The 18207-nt window shown below is 56.6% G+C and carries 19 protein-coding genes; 9 read left to right on the top strand and 10 right to left on the bottom strand.

Annotation, left to right across the window (positions count from 1 at the left end; genetic code table 11):
- Positions 1 to 3 precede the first annotated feature (3 nt).
- Positions 4 to 558, bottom strand: a complete 555-nt coding sequence (locus tag KHQ24_RS05670; RefSeq protein WP_017899466.1) for a YbhB/YbcL family Raf kinase inhibitor-like protein — start codon at positions 556 to 558, stop codon at positions 4 to 6.
- A gap of 190 nt (positions 559 to 748) precedes the next feature.
- Between KHQ24_RS05670 and rlmI the strand changes: the two genes are divergently transcribed.
- A complete protein-coding gene (gene rlmI, locus KHQ24_RS05665; RefSeq protein ID WP_017899465.1) occupies positions 749 to 1951 on the top strand; it encodes a 23S rRNA (cytosine(1962)-C(5))-methyltransferase RlmI in 1203 nt (400 codons plus the stop codon).
- 59 nt (positions 1952 to 2010) lie between these two features.
- Complete coding sequence (gene hspQ, locus KHQ24_RS05660; protein ID WP_017899464.1) at positions 2011 to 2328, top strand: heat shock protein HspQ; 318 nt, start codon at positions 2011 to 2013, stop codon at positions 2326 to 2328.
- Positions 2329 to 2356: 28 nt separating this feature from the next.
- On the opposite strand, the gene KHQ24_RS05655 is transcribed toward hspQ, so the two are convergent.
- Positions 2357 to 2770 carry a CoA-binding protein gene (locus tag KHQ24_RS05655; RefSeq protein WP_004201441.1) on the bottom strand — a complete coding sequence of 138 codons (414 nt, stop codon included), beginning with the start codon at positions 2768 to 2770 and terminating at the stop codon, positions 2357 to 2359.
- Between the two features lie 154 nt (positions 2771 to 2924).
- Here KHQ24_RS05655 and mgsA point away from each other — a divergent pair, with 154 nt between their 5' ends.
- Positions 2925 to 3383 (top strand): methylglyoxal synthase, encoded by a 459-nt coding sequence (mgsA, locus tag KHQ24_RS05650; protein ID WP_004201439.1) that lies wholly within the window; start codon positions 2925 to 2927, stop codon positions 3381 to 3383.
- Between the two features lie 11 nt (positions 3384 to 3394).
- Here mgsA and helD read toward each other — a convergent pair whose 3' ends face one another.
- On the bottom strand, positions 3395 to 5449 hold the full coding sequence (helD, locus tag KHQ24_RS05645; protein WP_155009364.1) for a DNA helicase IV: 2055 nt from the start codon (positions 5447 to 5449) through the stop codon (positions 3395 to 3397).
- Positions 5450 to 5573: 124 nt separating this feature from the next.
- Between helD and KHQ24_RS05640 the strand changes: the two genes are divergently transcribed.
- Together KHQ24_RS05640 and yccS are read left to right on the top strand one after the other, a co-directional pair.
- A complete protein-coding gene (locus KHQ24_RS05640; RefSeq protein WP_004201437.1) occupies positions 5574 to 6020 on the top strand; it encodes a YccF domain-containing protein in 447 nt (148 codons plus the stop codon).
- A gap of 17 nt (positions 6021 to 6037) precedes the next feature.
- Positions 6038 to 8173, top strand: coding sequence for a YccS family putative transporter (gene yccS / locus KHQ24_RS05635; protein WP_004201435.1), 2136 nt, complete (start codon positions 6038 to 6040; stop codon positions 8171 to 8173).
- 10 nt (positions 8174 to 8183) lie between these two features.
- Here yccS and KHQ24_RS05630 read toward each other — a convergent pair whose 3' ends face one another.
- The gene (locus tag KHQ24_RS05630; protein ID WP_004201433.1) at positions 8184 to 8780 is read right to left on the bottom strand and encodes a TfoX/Sxy family DNA transformation protein; all 597 of its coding nucleotides are present in this window, start codon (positions 8778 to 8780) and stop codon (positions 8184 to 8186) included.
- A 17-nt stretch (positions 8781 to 8797) separates the two neighbouring features.
- Positions 8798 to 9103, bottom strand: a complete 306-nt coding sequence (locus KHQ24_RS05625; RefSeq protein WP_153650437.1) for a hypothetical protein — start codon at positions 9101 to 9103, stop codon at positions 8798 to 8800.
- 25 nt (positions 9104 to 9128) lie between these two features.
- On the opposite strand from KHQ24_RS05625, the gene sulA reads away from it, so the two are divergent.
- Positions 9129 to 9638, top strand: coding sequence for an SOS-induced cell division inhibitor SulA (sulA, locus tag KHQ24_RS05620; RefSeq protein ID WP_017899460.1), 510 nt, complete (start codon positions 9129 to 9131; stop codon positions 9636 to 9638).
- A gap of 352 nt (positions 9639 to 9990) precedes the next feature.
- Positions 9991 to 11061, top strand: coding sequence for a porin OmpA (gene ompA, locus KHQ24_RS05615; protein WP_004201430.1), 1071 nt, complete (start codon positions 9991 to 9993; stop codon positions 11059 to 11061).
- A gap of 210 nt (positions 11062 to 11271) precedes the next feature.
- On the opposite strand, the gene matP is transcribed toward ompA, so the two are convergent.
- Complete coding sequence (matP, locus tag KHQ24_RS05610; protein WP_002898404.1) at positions 11272 to 11724, bottom strand: macrodomain Ter protein MatP; 453 nt, start codon at positions 11722 to 11724, stop codon at positions 11272 to 11274.
- A 185-nt stretch (positions 11725 to 11909) separates the two neighbouring features.
- Here matP and KHQ24_RS05605 point away from each other — a divergent pair, with 185 nt between their 5' ends.
- A complete protein-coding gene (locus KHQ24_RS05605; RefSeq protein WP_211777155.1) occupies positions 11910 to 13667 on the top strand; it encodes an AAA family ATPase in 1758 nt (585 codons plus the stop codon).
- Positions 13668 to 13736: 69 nt separating this feature from the next.
- Positions 13737 to 14255 (top strand): bifunctional 3-hydroxydecanoyl-ACP dehydratase/trans-2-decenoyl-ACP isomerase, encoded by a 519-nt coding sequence (gene fabA, locus KHQ24_RS05600; RefSeq protein WP_004201428.1) that lies wholly within the window; start codon positions 13737 to 13739, stop codon positions 14253 to 14255.
- Between the two features lie 68 nt (positions 14256 to 14323).
- Here the strand turns inward: fabA and rmf are convergent, their stop codons facing one another.
- The 4 genes from rmf to pqiA form a co-directional block, all read right to left on the bottom strand.
- Entirely contained in the window at positions 14324 to 14491 is a 168-nt protein-coding gene (gene rmf, locus KHQ24_RS05595) for a ribosome modulation factor (RefSeq protein ID WP_002898396.1), read from the bottom strand.
- A 252-nt stretch (positions 14492 to 14743) separates the two neighbouring features.
- A complete protein-coding gene (gene pqiC, locus KHQ24_RS05590) occupies positions 14744 to 15307 on the bottom strand; it encodes a membrane integrity-associated transporter subunit PqiC (protein WP_211777154.1) in 564 nt (187 codons plus the stop codon).
- A complete protein-coding gene (pqiB, locus tag KHQ24_RS05585) occupies positions 15307 to 16944 on the bottom strand; it encodes an intermembrane transport protein PqiB (RefSeq protein WP_004201423.1) in 1638 nt (545 codons plus the stop codon). The genes pqiC and pqiB overlap by 1 nt, the downstream gene beginning before the upstream one ends.
- Positions 16934 to 18202 (bottom strand): membrane integrity-associated transporter subunit PqiA, encoded by a 1269-nt coding sequence (gene pqiA, locus KHQ24_RS05580; RefSeq protein ID WP_004201422.1) that lies wholly within the window; start codon positions 18200 to 18202, stop codon positions 16934 to 16936. The genes pqiB and pqiA overlap by 11 nt, the downstream gene beginning before the upstream one ends.
- Positions 18203 to 18207: the final 5 nt, after the last annotated feature.

Here is an 18207-nt window from a genome sequence, read left to right as displayed (position 1 = left end):
GTTTTAGCGCCCGGCCGTCGCCGTCAATTGCGCGCTGGCGAGAGCATGGCTGTGTAACAGATACCCGACCAGCGCCCCGCTGGCCTCGGCATTCACCGGCAGCGTGGGGACATCCAGCGCCCACACCGTAAAACGGTAGCGGTGCGGTTTATCTCCCGCCGGCGGGCAGGCGCCGCCGAAGCCGGCATAGCCAAAATCATTGCGCCCCTGCACCGCTCCGTCCGGCAGTGTAGCGCTGTTTTTATCTCCCGCACCAGCGGGTAACGAAAAGACGCTGCTGGCGATATTGACCACCGTCCAGTGCCACCAGCCGCTGCCGGTAGGCGCATCAGGATCCCGGACGGTGACCGCGAAGCTGCGCGTCCCCGCTGGGGCATTTTTCCATGCCAGCTGCGGAGAGACATTGCCTCCGGTACAGCCGAAACCGGCAAACCAGTGCTGCTGGGCCAGCGCTTGCCCGTCATGCATATCATCGCTGCTTACGCTAAACGGCGCTGCCATCGCGCCACTGCTCACTGCCGCGACCATCGCCACGGTCATCCGCATTCCTGTTTTCATCGTCTTCTCCTCCTGGGGGTGAGAAGACAGGGTATGACAGTCCATGCACGGTGAATGTGCCGATGCGCCTGCGTTTTGTGCCGAAACGCTCACCTGCGCCTGCCGGAGGAAAGATGCTTGCGTGCGCCAGGTGTGCTAATCTACGCGCCATTTTTCGGTGCCGACATTCCCGTTGCTTAAAGGTAGCTCCATGACAGATTCCCTATTCCCCCGCTTAGTGTTAGCCAAAGGACGCGAGAAATCCCTGCTGCGTCGCCATCCGTGGATTTTCTCCGGCGGCGTCGCCCGTATGGAAGGTAAAGCCCGCAGCGGTGAAACCATCGATATCGTTGACCATCAGGGAAAATGGCTGGCCCGCGGCGCTTACTCGCCCTCGTCACAGATCCGTGCCCGCGTGTGGACATTCGACCGCAACGAAGCCATCGATAACGCCTTCTTTGAACGCCGCCTGCAGCAAGCGCAAACCTGGCGTGCCTGGCTGGCCGAGCGCGATGGCCTCGACAGCTACCGTCTGATCGCCGGCGAGTCTGATGGGCTGCCGGGCGTGACGATCGACCGCTTTGGCAACTTTTTCGTGCTGCAGCTCCTCAGCGCAGGCGCCGAATACCAGCGCGCCGCCATTATCAGCGCCCTGCAGACCCTGTTCCCGGACTGCGCCATTTACGACCGCAGCGATGTCGCGGTGCGTAAAAAAGAGGGTCTGGAGCTGGCCCAGGGGCCGGTGGTGGGAGAACTGCCGCCAGCGCTGCTGCCGATTACCGAGCACGGTATGAAGCTGTTGGTTGATATTCAGGGCGGGCACAAAACCGGCTACTACCTCGACCAGCGCGACAGTCGCCTGGCGACCCGTCGCTACGTGGCGGACAAACGGGTGTTGAACTGCTTCTCCTACACCGGCGGCTTTGCGGTGTCGGCGCTGATGGGCGGCTGCCGCAAGGTCACCAGCGTGGATACCTCGCAGGAGGCGCTCGACGTTGCGCGCCAGAACGTGGAGCTCAACGGACTGGATCTGTCCAAAGCGGAGTTTGTGCGCGACGACGTGTTCAAACTGCTGCGTAAGTACCGGGATCAGGGAGAGAAATTCGACGTCATCGTGATGGATCCGCCGAAGTTCGTGGAAAACAAAAGCCAGCTGATGGGCGCATGCCGCGGCTATAAAGACATCAATATGCTGGCGATCCAGCTGCTGAACCCCGGCGGCGTGCTGCTGACCTTCTCCTGTTCCGGCCTGATGACCACCGATTTATTTCAGAAAATCATCGCAGATGCCGCAATTGATGCCGGGCGTGATGTACAATTTATAGAACAGTTCCGTCAGGCTGCCGACCACCCGGTGATCGCAACCTACCCGGAAGGGCTGTATCTGAAGGGGTTTGCCTGTCGCGTCATGTAACTTGAAAAACGAAACATGAGCCTCATATAGGGAGTATTCATGTTTCCCAGGAGGTGCCTATGATAGCCAGCAAATTCGGTATCGGCCAACAGGTCCGCCATACGCTCTTGGGCTACCTGGGCGTCATCGTCGATGTCGATCCCGAGTACTCGCTCGCGGAGCCGGAAGAGGATGAAATTGCCGCTAATGACGAACTGCGTGCGGCGCCCTGGTACCATGTAGTGATGGAAGATGATGACGGTCAGCCGATCCACACCTATCTGGCTGAAGCGCAACTGAGCAGCGAACTCCGCGACGAACACCCGGAGCAGCCGTCCCTCGACGAGCTGGCCAAAACGATTCGCCAGCAGCTGCAGGCTCCGCGCCTTCGCAACTAAACAAAACCCCGCCTGGCGGGGTTTTTTGTTATTTTGCTAATCCCAGTCTCGGCAGCTCTATGGCCGGGCAGCGATCCATCACCACGTTTAACCCGGCTTCTCTGGCCAGCACTGCGGCCTGCTCATTGATCACCCCCAGCTGCAGCCACAGCGTTTTCGCGCCGATAGCAATCGCCTCCTGCGCCACGCCCCATGCCGCTTCTGAATTACGGAAGACATCAACCATGTCGACCTTTTCCGGAACATCGGCAAGCGTTCCATATCCCTGCTGCCCCAGCAGCGTCTTGCCCGCCACCTTCGGCGAAACCGGGATAACGTGATACCCCTGATCCAGCAGATACTTCATGACCCGGTAGCTCGGACGGTCAGGTTTGTCGCTGGCTCCGACCAGCGCAATCGTCCGTGTCGAGGTCAGGATGTCAGCAATATCATTCTCTTTCATGGTTTCCTCCTGCTATTTCACCTAAGTGTATGCTAATCCGCAGCAGGGGGCCATCCAGGCTAACCCACAGATCCAGCAAAATTTTCATCCGCGATGCTTGCAGCGACAGCCACATTCAGTAATCTGTCAACAGGTCAAAATGTGGAATGAAAATATGGAACTGACAACACGTACCCTGCCCGCGCAAAAACATATCGCGCTGGTGGCTCACGATCACTGCAAAGATATGCTGATGAAATGGGTTGCTCGCCATCAGGCGCTGCTGGCGCAACATGTTTTGTACGCCACCGGCACTACCGGCAACCTGGTCTCCCGGGCTACCGGGCTGGAGGTCAATGCCATGCTGAGCGGCCCGATGGGCGGCGACCAGCAGGTGGGCGCCCTCATTTCAGAAGGCAAAATCGACGTACTGATCTTCTTCTGGGATCCGCTGAACGCGGTTCCTCACGACCCGGATGTCAAAGCCTTGCTGCGCCTGGCTACGGTCTGGAACATTCCGGTCGCCACTAACGTCTCCACCGCTGACTTTATTATCCAGTCGCCGCACTTCGCTCAACCGCTCGATATTCTGATCCCGGATTATCCACGCTATCTTGCCGAGCGCCTGAAATAATCGAGCCGCGATTACGGCTTCCTGGCCACAGGCACATCCAGCGCCTGCAGGATCTCAACAAACGGCGACGGTTGCGCCTTGTTAAATAACAGCCACACCCGGTGACGGGCGCGGGTTATGGCCACGTACAGCAGTCGACGCTCCTCCGCATCCGGAAAATCTTCCGGCTGCGGCAGGAGCGCCTCCTCGATGATCGACTCGCGCGCCGGGGCCGGAAACGCATCCACGCCCTCCTGCAGTCCCAGCACAATGACATAGTCGGCCTGCTGACCTTTGCTGGCATGAATGGTCATAAAATCAAGCTGCAGGTGCGGCCAGCGCGTCGCCGCTTTATCAAGTGCCTCGGGCTTAAGATGGTGATAGCGGGCAAGCAGCAGGATCCGCTGCTCGGGCTTAACGTAACCGCTCAATTTATCCAGAAGATCGTCCAGCTTATCGTCGGCTAACAGCGTGACGGCCTTTTTATCTCCCGCGGTCAGGCTGTTCAGCGGTTTGCTTAACTGATGCGGATTCTGCTGGATAAAACCATTGGCTATTTCGCCGATACGCCCGTTAAAACGATAGGTGGTATCCAGCGCACAGCAGTCCCCTTCGCCAAAGTAATGGTTGAACGCGGTGGTCAGGGAGAGCTGCGCCCCGCTGAACCGATAAATCGCCTGCCAGTCATCGCCAACGGCAAAGAGCGAAGTTTGGCTATTTTGCCGGCGTAGCGCGGCCAGCAGCGAGGCTCGCTGCGGCGAAATATCCTGAAATTCATCCACCAGGATGTGTTTCCACGGGCTGACAAAGCGGCCTTTATCGAGAATATTGACCGCCTGATGGATCAGGCCGGAAAAATCGACCGCATTCTCCGCCTTCAGCGCCGCCTTCCACTCTTTCAGTAGCGGTGACATCAGCTTCACCCGTTTACTGAACAGATCGCGTACCGTTTCCGGCGCGCCGGCGATCATCTCCGCCTGGGAGCCGCCGTGCATGCGCATCAGGCTGATCCAGCGGTCAAGCCGGCTGGCCATCCGCCGCTGCACTTTTTTATCCTGCCAGAAGTCCCCCTCCGGCAGTTGCCAGCCCATCTCCTCTTCCAGCCACAGACGCCAGCCTTTCGCCTGCGCTTTTTTCTCATGGCACTGCTTTTGCCAGCTTTTCAGCAGCAATGCGTGACGGGCCGCAGTATCGCTTTCCAGCTTACTGATGGTGGGCACTTTTTTGCTGCCCTGCTGGATAATATGCAGCGCCAGCGAGTGGAAGGTGCGGGCGGTAATATCGTCTGAAGCCAGACGCTCGCGGATCCGCTCATCCATCTCCTGCGCCGCCTGGCGGCCAAACGCCAGCAGCAGAATTTGCTCTGCCGTCGCTTCTCCCCGCGCCAGCAGCCAGCCCGCTCGCGCCACCAGCACCGAAGTTTTACCACTGCCCGCTCCCGCCAGCACCAGCAGGGAGCGCTCGCCGTTCACCACCGCCCGCGCCTGCGACGGGTTGAGCGGGGAGGATTCCACGCCGTCAAAAAAGCCGCGATACTGCTCCAGCATCGCCTCGGTAAAGGCCTGGTTATGGGCCTGACGCGCCGCTTCAATATCCCCTAACCAGCGCTGACACTCCTGCCACAGTTCCCGGCAGTTATCAAAGGCGTCAAGCCGGCTGGTGGGCATCGGCAGCCCGGTTAACGCATGGCGAATATTATCCTGAACGTCCGCTACCTGCCGACGCGTCAGCCACTTACCTTCTGCCCGGGTGCGTTCGATGGCTGCCAGCTGCTGCTTCAGCACCCCGGCGGCGATATCGCTCATTTCCGTGCTCCACTGCTGCCAGAGCGTATGTAAATGGTGATAAAAGCGCTGCGTTTCGCTCCATTCGGTACCGTGCAAACGCACGACTTTATCGTCCGGCAGCACAAACTCCAGTTCGCCCCAGACCAGACCGCGCTTACAATGCACTGACAATAACTGATTGAAAGGGATAAGATACTCATGACGATCGCCGGAAACCTTTACCCCGGCGTTCAGTAACTGCACCCTGTCATAAGGATGCTGAGCCATGCGTTTGCCCAATGTTGTCGCTTTAAGTTCCATATAATGTCGATTTTCAATCAGGGTGGATTGTTTTTCAGTTTAACCGCCCCGGACCAGGTGCTCCAGCGCAAAAAAACGTTACAATTGTCAGGTCTTCTTATCCACAGGGCAAAACCGAGGGTTTATGCGTACCATTCTGAATATTCTGAACTTTATTCTTGGCGGTTTCGCCACCACTTTAGGCTGGCTGCTCGCCACCCTGGTCAGTATTATGCTGATCGTCACGCTGCCGCTGACTCGTTCCTGCTGGGAAATCACTCGCCTTTCGTTATTCCCCTACGGTAACGAGGCGATTCATGTTGATGAGCTCGAGCCTGGTCGACAAAACAGTCTGCTGAACGCCGGCGGCACCATCCTGAACATTTTGTGGTTTATTTTTTTCGGCTGGTGGTTGTGCCTGATGCATATTTTCAGCGGCATCGCCCAGTGCCTGACTATCATAGGCATCCCGGTGGGGATCGCTAATTTTAAAATCGCCGCCATCGCCCTCTGGCCAGTGGGGCGCCGGGTCGTCTCTGTGGAAACCGCGCGCGCCGCGCGTGAAGCCAATGCGCGTCGTCGCTTTCAGTAACCGAACGGAACACGGACATGATTAGCCCCCTGCTACGCCGCTACACCTGGAACAGCGCCTGGCTTTATAACGTACGCATTTTTATCGCGCTCTGCGGCACGACGCTGTTTCCCTGGTGGATCGGCGAAGTCAAACTGACCATCCCCCTCACCCTCGGCGTCGTGGCCGCGGCGCTGACCGACCTTGACGACCGTCTGGCGGGCCGTCTGCGCAACCTCGCCATTACTCTGGTTTGCTTTTTCATCGCCTCCGCCTCTGTGGAGCTGCTGTTTCCGTGGCCGCCGCTGTTTGCCCTTGGTCTGACCGTGTCTACCATCGGCTTTATTTTGCTCGGCGGCCTCGGCCAGCGCTATGCGACCATTGCCTTCGGCGCCCTGCTTATCGCCATCTACACCATGCTTGGCGTTACGCTGTACGATCACTGGTATCTGCAGCCGTTGTTCCTGCTGGCGGGTGCCGTGTGGTACAACCTGCTGACGCTGTCCGGCCACCTGATCTTTCCGATTCGTCCACTGCAGGACAACCTGGCGCGTAGCTATGAGCAACTGGCCCGCTATCTGGAGCTCAAATCACGGCTGTTTGATCCAGACCTTGAGGATGAGAGCCAGGCGCCGCTGTACGATCTGGCGCTCGCCAACGGCCAGCTGGTGGCGACCCTTAACCAAACTAAGGTTTCACTGTTGACCCGTCTACGAGGCGACCGTGGGCAGCGCGGTACTCGTCGCACGCTGCAGTATTACTTTGTGGCCCAGGATATTCATGAACGCGCCAGCTCATCGCATATCCAATATCAGACCCTGCGCGATCAATTCCGCTACAGCGATGTGATGTTCCGTTTCCAGCGCATGCTGTCGATGCAGGCGCAGGCCTGTCAGAAACTCTCGCGGGCGATTCTGCTGCGCGAACCCTATCAGCATGATGCCCATTTCGAACGGGCGTTTATGCATCTCGATGCAGCACTCGAGCGCGTGCGCGCCGGCGGCGCATCCGACGAGCAGCTTAACGCCCTCGGCTATTTACTCAATAACCTGCGCGCCATTGATGCGCAGCTGGCCACGATTGAATCGGTGCAAACCACCGCGCCCGCCGGGAGTAATACCGAGACGCTGCTGGCCGACGACAGGCTCGGCGGGCTGAACGATATCTGGCTGCGCCTGCAGCGCAATATGTCGCCAGAGTCAGCCCTCTTTCGCCACGCGGTGCGTATGTCGCTGGTGCTTTGCGCCGGCTACGCTTTTATCCAGTTTACCGGGCTTCAGCATGGCTACTGGATCCTGCTGACCAGCTTGTTCGTCTGTCAGCCGAACTATAACGCCACCCGCCATCGCCTGGCGTTGCGGATCATCGGCACCCTGGTCGGGGTGGCGATCGGCCTGCCGGTCCTCCTGCTGGTACCGTCGGTTGAAGGACAGCTGCTGCTGATCGTTCTCACCGGCGTGCTGTTTTTTGCCTTCCGTAACGTGCAGTACGCCCATGCCACGATGTTTATTACGCTGCTGGTGCTGCTGTGCTTTAACCTGCTTGGCGAAGGTTTTGAAGTCGCCCTGCCGCGCATCATTGATACGCTGATCGGCTGCGCCATCGCCTGGGCGGCAGTGAGCTTCATCTGGCCGGACTGGAAATTCCGCAACCTGCCACGGGTGTTGGATCGCGCGATGAACGCGAACTGCCGTTATCTGGATGCCATCCTGGAGCAGTACCACCAGGGCCGCGACAACCGGCTGGCCTACCGTGTCGCACGCCGTGACGCCTACAACCGCGATGCTGAGCTGGCTTCCGTCGTCTCGAACTTGTCGACGGAACCACGGGCGGATGCCGCACAGCGCGAGACCGCCTTTCGCCTGCTGTGTCTCAATCATACCTTCACCAGCTACATCTCCGCCCTCGGCGCGCATCGGGAAAAACTGTCCACGCCGGACATCCTCGCCCTGCTGGATGATGCGGTCTGCTATGTGGATGACGCCTTACATCATACCCCAGCGGATGAACAGCGAGTGCAGAAGGCGTTGGCCAGCCTGCAAGACCGGATCCACCATCTGGAGCCGCGCGCGGACAGTAAAGAGCCCCTTGTGTTACAACAGATTGGCCTGCTGCTGGCGCTGTTGCCTGAAATCTGCCGCCTGCAGCAGCGGGTACACGCTCAAACGGAATAACCGTTGTCCACTAGCGGGCAGCCGCCCATTCCAGAAGCTCCTGACGCCGTGGCGTCGGGAGCGCGGCGGCATGGACGCCAACGATAGCCCCCTCCAGCGCCAGCAAGACGTTGTGTGATAGGGAAGCATTGTTCTCACGCAGCTTTAGCCAGGCCTGGCGGGCGCCCACCTCCCGTAGCGCTAACACATCTGGTATGCCCGAGTGAATCAGCTGCAATTCCATATGAAAGCTGATATTAGGTAAATCCTTCAGGCGTCCCGACGACCGGCGGCGACATTTTTCACGCTGGGCGCTCTGCCACGACATCAGCGATAAGCGGAAAAGCTGTTTCTCATCGCGCCACAAGGCATCGTCAATTTGATAATACTTCAGCGGCACGATGCGCCCATGTCGGCGCAGCATCAATAAAGGATTATGGTGTTCTACCCGATAGGCAGCGCTCTGCTCGCAGGCTTTCAGATAAATATTTCCCTCTGCCACCATCGCAAACACGGTATCTTCGATAGCCAGGCTGTAGCCGCCAAACAGGGGGCGAGAGTGAAGTTGACCCAGCGGTGAGACGCAGGCCTGAAATTGCGGGAGCCGCGGACATACAAGTTTTTTCATGATCATTCCTTTGTGAATCATGTAATTAAACTTAAGTTGTTAACGGATCCGCTAAGAGAAAACATAAGGGACTTCCCTGACAGCAGCAAGATGATTTTTGCCTGCTTTTCCACCAGAGTGCGGTTTTGCGAGACGCTTTCAGAAAATTGCAGCTGTTGCTGCAACTGGAAGACAGGAGAGAAAGGATTAGCCGGCGTTAAGGATAGTGTTGAGGTCAGCCGCAAAGCCGGATAGTCAGGGTGGCTGAAAGTGATTAAATTTCCATCAGCAAAATGACAAATTGCGGTTGATCTTTTCCCCTGGTGGATATACTGTATATGCATACAGTAACTACAGGCGGGATAGACTATGTTTACTTCAGCTCACGCAAACCGTTCAGCACAGGCTTCTGCTCCGGCAGGCCACTACGCTCATCGTTCTGGCGAACAGGCCGCCAATGGGCTGATCAGTGAAATTGTCTATCGTGAAGATCAACCCATGATGACACAGTTGTTGTTGCTACCTTTATTACAGCAGCTGGGTCAACAGTCTCGCTGGCAGCTGTGGCTTACGCCGCAACAAAAGCTTAGCCGCGAGTGGGTTCAGTCTGCCGGTCTGCCGCTGTCTAAAGTCATGCAAATTAGCCAGCTCTCTCCTTGCCATACCGTAGACTCTATGATCCGCGCCCTGCGCACCGGTAATTATAGTGTGGTTATCTGCTGGCTGGCGGAGGAGTTAACCGCTGACGAACATGAGCGTCTGGTCAATGCCGCCCAGGAAGGCTGCGCGATGGGGTTCATCATGCGCCCGGTCCGAAATCAGGGCACGCTCGGCAGACAACTCAGCGGGCTAAAAATTCACTCAAATTTGTATCATTGAGTGAAATTAGGATTATTCCTGGAATTTTTTTTACCGGTGGTAAAGGCGTTGTGTTTTTTAGGGTCTTTTTCGCGGAATGCCTGCCACACGGGGATTTGTGCCTTTTTTTCGTGTACGAAAATCAACCATATTTGTTAAATATTGTGTACACAACCCTTTTTTTTCATATGCCTGACAGAGTTCACACTTGTAAGTTTTGAACTAAGTTGTAGACTTTACATCGCCAGGGGTGATCGGCTTACGCTGCATGTATCAGCATAGTTAACAACAAGTCACGCCCCCGGTGAAGGATTTAACCGTGAGGTCTTTTGTAACTTCATGGCGAATTTTGGATGATAATGAGGCGCAAAAAATGAAAAAGACAGCTATCGCGATTGCAGTGGCACTGGCTGGCTTCGCTACCGTAGCGCAGGCCGCTCCGAAAGATAACACCTGGTATGCAGGTGGTAAACTGGGTTGGTCCCAGTATCACGATACCGGTTTCTACGGTAACGGTTTCCAGAACAACAATGGTCCGACCCGTAACGATCAGCTTGGTGCTGGTGCGTTCGGTGGTTACCAGGTTAACCCGTACCTCGGTTTCGAAATGGGTTATGACTGGCTGGGCCGTATGGCATATAAAGGCAGCGTTGATAACGGTGCTTTCAAAGCTCAGGGCGTTCAGCTGACCGCTAAACTGGGTTACCCGATCACTGACGATCTGGATATCTACACCCGTCTGGGCGGCATGGTTTGGCGCGCTGACTCCAAAGGCAACTACGCTTCCACCGGCGTTTCCCGTAGCGAACACGACACTGGCGTTTCCCCAGTATTTGCTGGCGGCGTAGAGTGGGCTGTTACTCGTGACATCGCTACCCGTCTGGAATACCAGTGGGTTAACAACATCGGCGACGCTGGCACTGTTGGTACCCGTCCTGATAACGGCATGCTGAGCCTGGGTGTTTCCTACCGTTTCGGTCAGGAAGATGCTGCACCGGTTGTAGCTCCGGCTCCGGCTCCGGCTCCGGAAGTGGCTACCAAGCACTTCACCCTGAAGTCTGACGTACTGTTCAACTTCAACAAAGCGACCCTGAAACCGGAAGGTCAGCAGGCTCTGGATCAGCTGTACACCCAGCTGAGCAACATGGATCCGAAAGACGGTTCCGCAGTTGTTATGGGCTTCACCGACCGTATCGGTTCCGAAGCTTACAACCAGCAGCTGTCTGAGAAACGTGCTCAGTCCGTTGTTGACTACCTGGTTGCTAAAGGCATCCCGGCTGGCAAAATCTCCGCTCGCGGCATGGGTAAATCCAATCCGGTTACTGGCAACACCTGTGACAACGTGAAAGCTCGCGCTGCCCTGATCGACTGCCTGGCTCCGGATCGTCGTGTAGAGATCGAAGTTAAAGGCTACAAAGAAGTTGTAACTCAGCCTGCGGCTTAAGTTATCACTGATGAAAAAACCCGCTTCGGCGGGTTTTTTTATGCCTTCTCGCTCGCTTTAGCGGCTGAGGGCTGAAGGCTGATAGCTGATAGCTGATAGCTGATAGCTGATAGCTGATAGCTGATAGCTAAAGACCGTGAGCGATGGATTGTGCATTGTCGACCGTGCGCTGCGACCTGCGCCTTAGCAACCGCTGATCGGGCATGCCGGTTATTCTTTACCCAGCAGTACCTGCAGATCGTGCTTCAGGCTCGACATTTTACTGGCATATTTCTCTTTATGCTCAGCATCCTCAATCAGCTGGACAATGGTTTCGGACAAGGTTTTCCCCCGCCGCTGCGCCAGACCGGCAAGGCGCTGCCAGACGACAAACTCAAGGTCGATCGACTTCTTACGCGTATGCTGATGCTCGGCGTTAAAATGGCGTTTCCGTCGCGCGCGGATAGTCTGCTTCATGCGGTTCATCAGCGCCGGATTCATATGCTGCTCAATCCAGGCATGCACCAGCACAGGTTCATTCTCGAGCGTCAGCAAGTCATCTACCGCAGCTTGCGCAGCGCTGGCCTCAATGTAGCGGGTAATCAGCTCACCTTCCCGATGCTTCTTTACCAGATATTTCCATTTCCAGCCGCTTTCAAGATTTTCCAGTTGTTGATATTTCATTGCGATCTCAATGTGACCGTGTAACTCATTTCAGGATATCAGTTTTTTCCTGATGTGCTGAATATAAATCATTATTCGTGATGTGGATGGCCGGGTAATCATCGGGGTACTCATAATCCTCCGTGTGCTCTGACGCGGCATCAGGTATAATTGCGCGCTTTACATCTAACTAAAAAACAGCGACTTTGACCATTACGAAACTGACCCGAACCGACCTTGCGCCTGATCTGGAACCTTACCAGGCGCTGTTTGCTCAAGCTGAACTCTCTCATCCGGCCCCCTCCCTCTCGGGCGATCTGCAGCCGCGTTTGTTCTATGCGCTTGAGCAGCTGCTGTGCACCCCGGCAGTCTCCTCCTTCATGCTGGTGAAAGCCCCTGAGGAGCCGGAATATCTGCAATGGCTGGCGGCTGAAACTCGTACGCTGCACGAACCTGCCGCACCGCTTCACGGAGTCCGCTATGAGGTTAACGGCGCTCACGTGACGCTCGCGCCGGCGCAACGCGCTGAAGATAATTTTGCCAGTACCGCTCCGGTCGTGGCGGCCGATTGGCTGGAGGCGGAACAGCTGTTTGGCTGCGTACGCCAGTTTAACGGTGAAATCACACTTCAGCCCGGCCTGGTCCATCAGGCCAACGGCGGCGTGCTGGTGCTTTCACTACGCACACTGCTGGCACAACCGCTACTGTGGGTGCGCCTGAAAAATATGGTGACCCGTCAACGCTTTGACTGGCTCTCCATCGATGAATCACGGCCGCTGCCGGTCAGCATCCCTTCCATGCCGCTGAGCCTGAAAGTCATGCTGGTGGGCGAACGCGAATCTCTGGCCGATTTCCAGGAAATGGAGCCAGAGCTCTCTGCCCAGGCCATCTATAGTGAGTATGAAGACACCCTGCAGTTTGCAGACGCCGATACGCTGAAGGCCTGGTGCCAGTGGGTATGGCAGAATGCACAGCAGCTGGAATTACCGGGCCCGGCGAGCGATGCCTGGCCACTGCTGATCGATGAAGGAACGCGCTACACCGGCGACCAGGAGACCCTGCCGCTCAGCCCGCTATGGATAGCCCGCCAGCTGCGTGAGTCTGCCGCCTTCTGCGAAGGCGAAGAGATTACCGGCGAAGCGATGCAGACGATGCTGGCGCGCCGTGAGTGGCGTGAGGGCTACCTGGCGGAGCGTATGCAGGATGAAATCCTGCAGGAACAGATCCTGATTGAAACCGAAGGCGAATGCGTCGGGCAGATTAACGCCCTCTCGGTCATTGAATTCCCCGGTCATCCACGCGCCTTCGGCGAACCTTCGCGCATCAGCTGCGTCGTGCACATTGGCGACGGCGAGTTTATCGACGTCGAGCGTAAAGCCGAGCTGGGCGGCAACATTCATGCGAAAGGCATGATGATCATGCAGGCTTTTCTGATGTCCGAGCTGGAGCTGGAGCAACAACTCCCCTTCTCCGCTTCGCTGACCTTTGAGCAGTCCTACGGTGAAGTGGATGGCGACAGCGCCTCCATGGCTGAACTCTGCGCCTTAATCAGCGCTCTGGCCAACGTGCCGATTAATCAAAGCATCGCGATCACCGGCTCTGTCGACCAGTTTGGTCGTGTGCAGCCGGTCGGCGGTCTGAACGAGAAAATTGAAGGCTTCTTCACTATCTGCCAGCAGCGCGGTTTAACCGGCAAACAGGGAGTGATTATCCCTGCCGCCAACGTTCGTCATCTCAGCCTGAGCCACGAGCTACGTCAGGCCGTTGCCGACAACCAGTTTGCTATCTGGGCAATAGACGATATTAGCGAAGCGCTGCCGATGTTGACCCAGCTGATGTGGGACGGTGAAGGACAGACGCTGCGACAAACCATTCAGGAGCGGATAGCGCAGGCGACCCAGCAGGAGACTCGCCATCGTTTTCCGTGGCCGCTACGCTGGTTAGGTGGGACAAGTTCTAACTGATCGGACTTGTTCAGCTTACACGTGTTAGCTATCCTGCGTCCCGAACTTAAAATAAGGCTTACTGAAAACATGGTAGATAAACGCGAATCCTATACAAAAGAAGATCTTCTTGCCTCTGGTCGTGGTGAACTGTTCGGCGCGAAAGGCCCGCAGTTGCCGGCGCCAAACATGCTGATGATGGACCGCGTCATCAAAATGACCGAAACCGGTGGTAACTACGACAAAGGTTATGTTGAGGCCGAACTCGACATCAACCCGGACCTGTGGTTCTTCGGTTGCCACTTTATCGGCGATCCGGTGATGCCGGGCTGCCTGGGCCTGGATGCCATGTGGCAGCTGGTGGGTTTCTATCTCGGCTGGCTCGGTGGCGAAGGCAAAGGCCGCGCGCTGGGCGTTGGCGAAGTGAAATTCACGGGTCAGGTTCTGCCGACCGCGAAAAAAGTGACCTACCGCATCCACTTCAAGCGCATCGTTAACCGTCGTCTGATTATGGGCCTTGCGGATGGTGAAGTGCTGGTTGACGATCGCCTGATCTACACCGCAAGCGATCTGAAAGTGGGTCTGTTCCAGGATACTTCCGCTTTCTGATAACGTTCAGCAGCGATTAAAAGGCGAAGCCCCCGCTATGCGGAGGCTTCTTTTTTAAAGAGACAGTGTCAGGCCGTTAGTACCCTGTCCTCCATGGCTTCTCGCCAGCCTCCCAGCCACCATGAGCGTTGATTCAGGCTCTGGTATGGACACATTTCTTTCGATCTTCCTGCGATACCCGCCTGATATCCGCGTTGATGTGCCCGTTCCAGGCGATCTCGTTTTTGTCTCTTCATGCCTCGTTTCCCTCATTCTTTGATCTGGTGGAAAAGAAAACAGTGGTCGCAAATTATGCAGCCACGGGTTACGAATACCGCGAAATGAAGGCAACGTCAATGCGCAAAATTCACGCCATTGTCATATTTGTGACCTATATAAGAGTTCATTTTTTGTTCATCTGACACACCGGCCGGTAACGAACTGACCTGACAAAAAAAAGCCGTGCGGCTCAGACGAACCGCACGGCAGATCAGCGTGATGAATTTTACTTATGGCAGACGTTTAAGCTCGCTGGCAATGGCCGCCGCCTCCTGGCTCCACGCCTGCGCCAGGGTCTTGACCATCGCGTCATAACCATCCTGATCCTGCTTAAGCACGATGTTGAACGGGCGCTTGATCAGCTGTCCCTGATGCTTCAGCAGCCACTCACCGCTGACGATAACCCGCCCGTCGTAGCGTCCGTGAAAGCCATTCACCGCGACGTTGAGCGTATCCTGCTCGCTACCCAGCGGCTGGGATGACACCACCCAGCCCGGCAGCTGTTGGCTCAGGTTCGCCACCAGCGTGGTGCGCAGCTGCTGGTCCAGTGGGCTGGCCCACAGATTATTATTGGCGATGACATACTGCACGTCGGTGGTCTGATAGACCACCCCGTTACCAGCCAGGTAATCCGGGATGCTGACCTGCTCAACCCACAGCAGACGCGCCCCCTGGCTGGCGGCGCTCTGTGCGCCGCCCTGCGCCACCGGCAGCTGGTAATACGTTTTGCTTTCGCCGCCGCTACTGCACGCCGTCAGCACGCATACGGCTGCCGCCAGTAACCATTTTTTCATTATTTCGCTCCCTTCGGCTGTGGGTCTTTTTTATCCTTCGCCTCAAATACCAGCGCATTGCTCTTATCATTGAGCGTTTTCAGGACCGGCTGCAATTCACGCAGCACCTGATCCAGACGCTGCATATCGGCCACCATCTTATTGTAGGCCGCGGAGCCCGGCTGGAAGCCCTGCATGCTGCGGTTCAGCTCGCGCAGCGTCGTCTGCATATCCGCAGGTAACTGCTGCATCGACTGGCTGGAGGTGATCTTATTCAGACTATCCAGCGTGGTCTGCACGTGCTGCATGGTCTTCTCGCTCTGCGCCAGGGTGCTGGTCGCCTGCTCCAGTAACGGATTGAGCGGCAGGTTATTAATCTTATCCAGCGCATCCATCAGACGCTGCTGGATCTGCGCCAGACCACCGCTGATGGTCGGGATAATCGGATAGCCGTTAAACTCCTGAATTTTCCCGCGCGGCGGCGCCTTCGGATAGAAGTCGAGATCGATATACAGCGCGCCGGTCACCAGGTTACCGGTTTTCAGCGAGCCGCGCAGTCCGCGGTTGATCAGATCGTCAATGTGGGCACGAATATTCGGATCGCCGCCCAGCTGGTTAATCAGACGTTGCGGTTCCACCCGCACTTCCACCGGAATGCGATAATCGTCGTTCAAACGCTGCTTCAGACCGGGAATGAAGAACGGCACTTTGCCGACGGTTCCCAGACGGATGCCGCGGAACTCCACCGGCGCGCCCGGCTGCAGGCCGCGAACCGAGTCTTTGAAGAACATGACATAATCGATATGCTCGGTAAAGACCGAATCCTGGATGCTCTTCTGATCGTCAAATAAATGGTATTCCGTTTTATTTGCCACCGGCTCGCCGAGATCCAATCCTTCAGGAATATCGAAGCTCACGCCGCCGCCAAACAGCGTCGACAGCGAACCCATCTCGACGCGCATCCCCGCCGAAGTCAAATCTACAGCGATGCCGCTGTCCTTCCAGAAGCGGACATTGGTGGTCACCAGGCGGTCATTGGGCGCATTGATAAACAACTGATAAGTGATACGACGTTTCTGGGTGTCGAAGGTGCTGGTTTCCACCGACCCCACGCGATAGCCGCGGAACAGCACCGGATCGCCCGGCGACAGCTGCCCCGCCTTGCTGCTTTCCAGCAGAATACGGATCCCCTTGGCATCCGGCGAGGCCAGCGGCGGAGAATCCAGTAGCGGATACTGCGCTGGCACCGAACCTTTCGTCCCCGGCTGCAGTTCAATATAGGCCCCGGACAACAATGTCCCAAGACCGCTGATCCCCTCGCGACCTACCTGCGGTTTCACCACCCAAAAGACGGAATCGTTATGCAGTAATTTCTGCATCCCTGAGTTGAGGCGGGCTTTGATTTCCACGTGGGTTAAATCGTCGGTCAGCGTCGCGCTCTCCACTACCCCAACGTCCACGCTGCGGCTCTTGATGCGGGTTTTTCCCCCTTCAATCCCTTCCGCGTTGGTGGTGATCAGCGTGACCTCAGGGCCCTGATGGCTGTAATGATAGAACAGGATCCACGCCCCGATCAGCGCAGTGACGATAGGAAAGATCCACACCGGTGACCAGTTCTTCACCTTCTGCACTTTCGCTTCTCCGCTCTTATTTTCCATGTTGTTGTATTTCCTCATGGCTTGAATCTGGCTCACGATCCCACAGTAAACGGGGATCAAACGTCATGGCTGAAAACATGGTCATCACCACCACCAGCGCAAACATCACCGCGCCGATAGCGGGATAGATATTCATCAACCCTCCCATGCGCACCAGCGCAGAGAGTACGGCGATGACAAAAACATCAATCATTGACCAGCGGCCAACAAATTCCACCACTTCATAGATCAGATGCATACGTTCCGAATCGCGCTCACCGTTGCCATTGGCGTTCCAGCACAGCCAGGCAATAGCGATCATTTTCAGCGTCGGCACCATAATACTGGCGATAAAGATCACCAGCGCCACCGGATAAGAACCTTCGCTCCACAGTAAAACGACCCCAGCCATAATGGTCGACGGCATTTTATCGCCCAACAGATCGGTGATCATGATCGGCATAATATTGGCAGGAAGATAAAGGATAAATGAGGTCACCAGCAGCGCCAGCGTCCACTGCAGGCTGTTTTTACGCCGCGCCGTTCCTTTACTGTGACAGCGCGGGCAGATCGTCAGATCGGCCGGCAACACCGCCGTGCAGCACGCGCAGGAGCGCAGCCCCTGGCGGATACCGGCCACACCGACCTTCAGCGGTTGGGTAATGGCCGGCATGGGGGCGATATCATCCCACAGCCAGCGGCGGTCGACGCACTGAAAAGTACGTAACTGCAGCAGGCAAAACATACACCACGGCACAAAACTCAGACCGATGCCGATATCGCCGTAGGCCATCAGCTTGACGAAGCTCACCAGCACGCCGGCAAGAAAGATCTCCGCCATGCCCCAGGTTTTCAGGTGGAACAGAATACGCGCAAGGAACGCCTTGAGACCGGCGGGCATTCTGACCCGATTGACCAGCAGCAGAATGGTGACCAGGCAAAACGCCGGTACCAGCTGCACAAAGAGTAAAAAGAAAGTGCCGAGGCTGGCGTAATCCTCGGTAAATAACACATTGGGAATTTCCAGTAGCTCTATTTCGCTGCTGATCCCGCCCACTTTCATATAGATGAACGGAAACAGGTTGGCCAACAGCAGCATAAACAGCGCAACCAGCGCATACGCCGTGGGACGCTGGCGAGGCGCGTCCCACGTGGTGGTTAATGTTGTACCGCAGCGCGGACAAGCGGCTTTCTGGCGATGCTCAAGCTGCGGCAAAGCCACCAGCAAATCACATTGGGGACATAAAATATGTCGCGCAGCATGATGATGATCGCACATGACAA

This window comes from Klebsiella sp. 54 (genome assembly GCF_018223875.1).
In the GTDB taxonomy this organism is placed as follows: Bacteria; Pseudomonadota; Gammaproteobacteria; order Enterobacterales; family Enterobacteriaceae; genus Klebsiella; species Klebsiella quasipneumoniae.
Note: the sequence above shows the minus strand (reverse complement) of the source record. Positions and strands in the feature narration are given on the sequence as shown.

Bases quoted from the DNA above. Each gene is read 5' to 3' on its own strand.
- KHQ24_RS05670 (WP_017899466.1), bottom strand. From the start codon at position 558: ATGAAAACAGGAATGCGGATGACCGTGGCGATGGTCGCGGCAGTGAGC.
- rlmI (WP_017899465.1), top strand. From the start codon at position 749: ATGACAGATTCCCTATTCCCCCGCTTAGTGTTAGCCAAAGGACGCGAG.
- hspQ (WP_017899464.1), top strand. From the start codon at position 2,011: ATGATAGCCAGCAAATTCGGTATCGGCCAACAGGTCCGCCATACGCTC.
- KHQ24_RS05655 (WP_004201441.1), bottom strand. From the start codon at position 2,770: ATGAAAGAGAATGATATTGCTGACATCCTGACCTCGACACGGACGATT.
- mgsA (WP_004201439.1), top strand. From the start codon at position 2,925: ATGGAACTGACAACACGTACCCTGCCCGCGCAAAAACATATCGCGCTG.
- helD (WP_155009364.1), bottom strand. From the start codon at position 5,449: ATGGAACTTAAAGCGACAACATTGGGCAAACGCATGGCTCAGCATCCT.
- KHQ24_RS05640 (WP_004201437.1), top strand. From the start codon at position 5,574: ATGCGTACCATTCTGAATATTCTGAACTTTATTCTTGGCGGTTTCGCC.
- yccS (WP_004201435.1), top strand. From the start codon at position 6,038: ATGATTAGCCCCCTGCTACGCCGCTACACCTGGAACAGCGCCTGGCTT.
- KHQ24_RS05630 (WP_004201433.1), bottom strand. From the start codon at position 8,780: ATGAAAAAACTTGTATGTCCGCGGCTCCCGCAATTTCAGGCCTGCGTC.
- KHQ24_RS05625 (WP_153650437.1), bottom strand. From the start codon at position 9,103: ATGCATATACAGTATATCCACCAGGGGAAAAGATCAACCGCAATTTGT.
- sulA (WP_017899460.1), top strand. From the start codon at position 9,129: ATGTTTACTTCAGCTCACGCAAACCGTTCAGCACAGGCTTCTGCTCCG.
- ompA (WP_004201430.1), top strand. From the start codon at position 9,991: ATGAAAAAGACAGCTATCGCGATTGCAGTGGCACTGGCTGGCTTCGCT.
- matP (WP_002898404.1), bottom strand. From the start codon at position 11,724: ATGAAATATCAACAACTGGAAAATCTTGAAAGCGGCTGGAAATGGAAA.
- fabA (WP_004201428.1), top strand. From the start codon at position 13,737: ATGGTAGATAAACGCGAATCCTATACAAAAGAAGATCTTCTTGCCTCT.
- rmf (WP_002898396.1), bottom strand. From the start codon at position 14,491: ATGAAGAGACAAAAACGAGATCGCCTGGAACGGGCACATCAACGCGGA.
- pqiC (WP_211777154.1), bottom strand. From the start codon at position 15,307: ATGAAAAAATGGTTACTGGCGGCAGCCGTATGCGTGCTGACGGCGTGC.
- pqiB (WP_004201423.1), bottom strand. From the start codon at position 16,944: ATGGAAAATAAGAGCGGAGAAGCGAAAGTGCAGAAGGTGAAGAACTGG.
- pqiA (WP_004201422.1), bottom strand. From the start codon at position 18,202: ATGTGCGATCATCATCATGCTGCGCGACATATTTTATGTCCCCAATGT.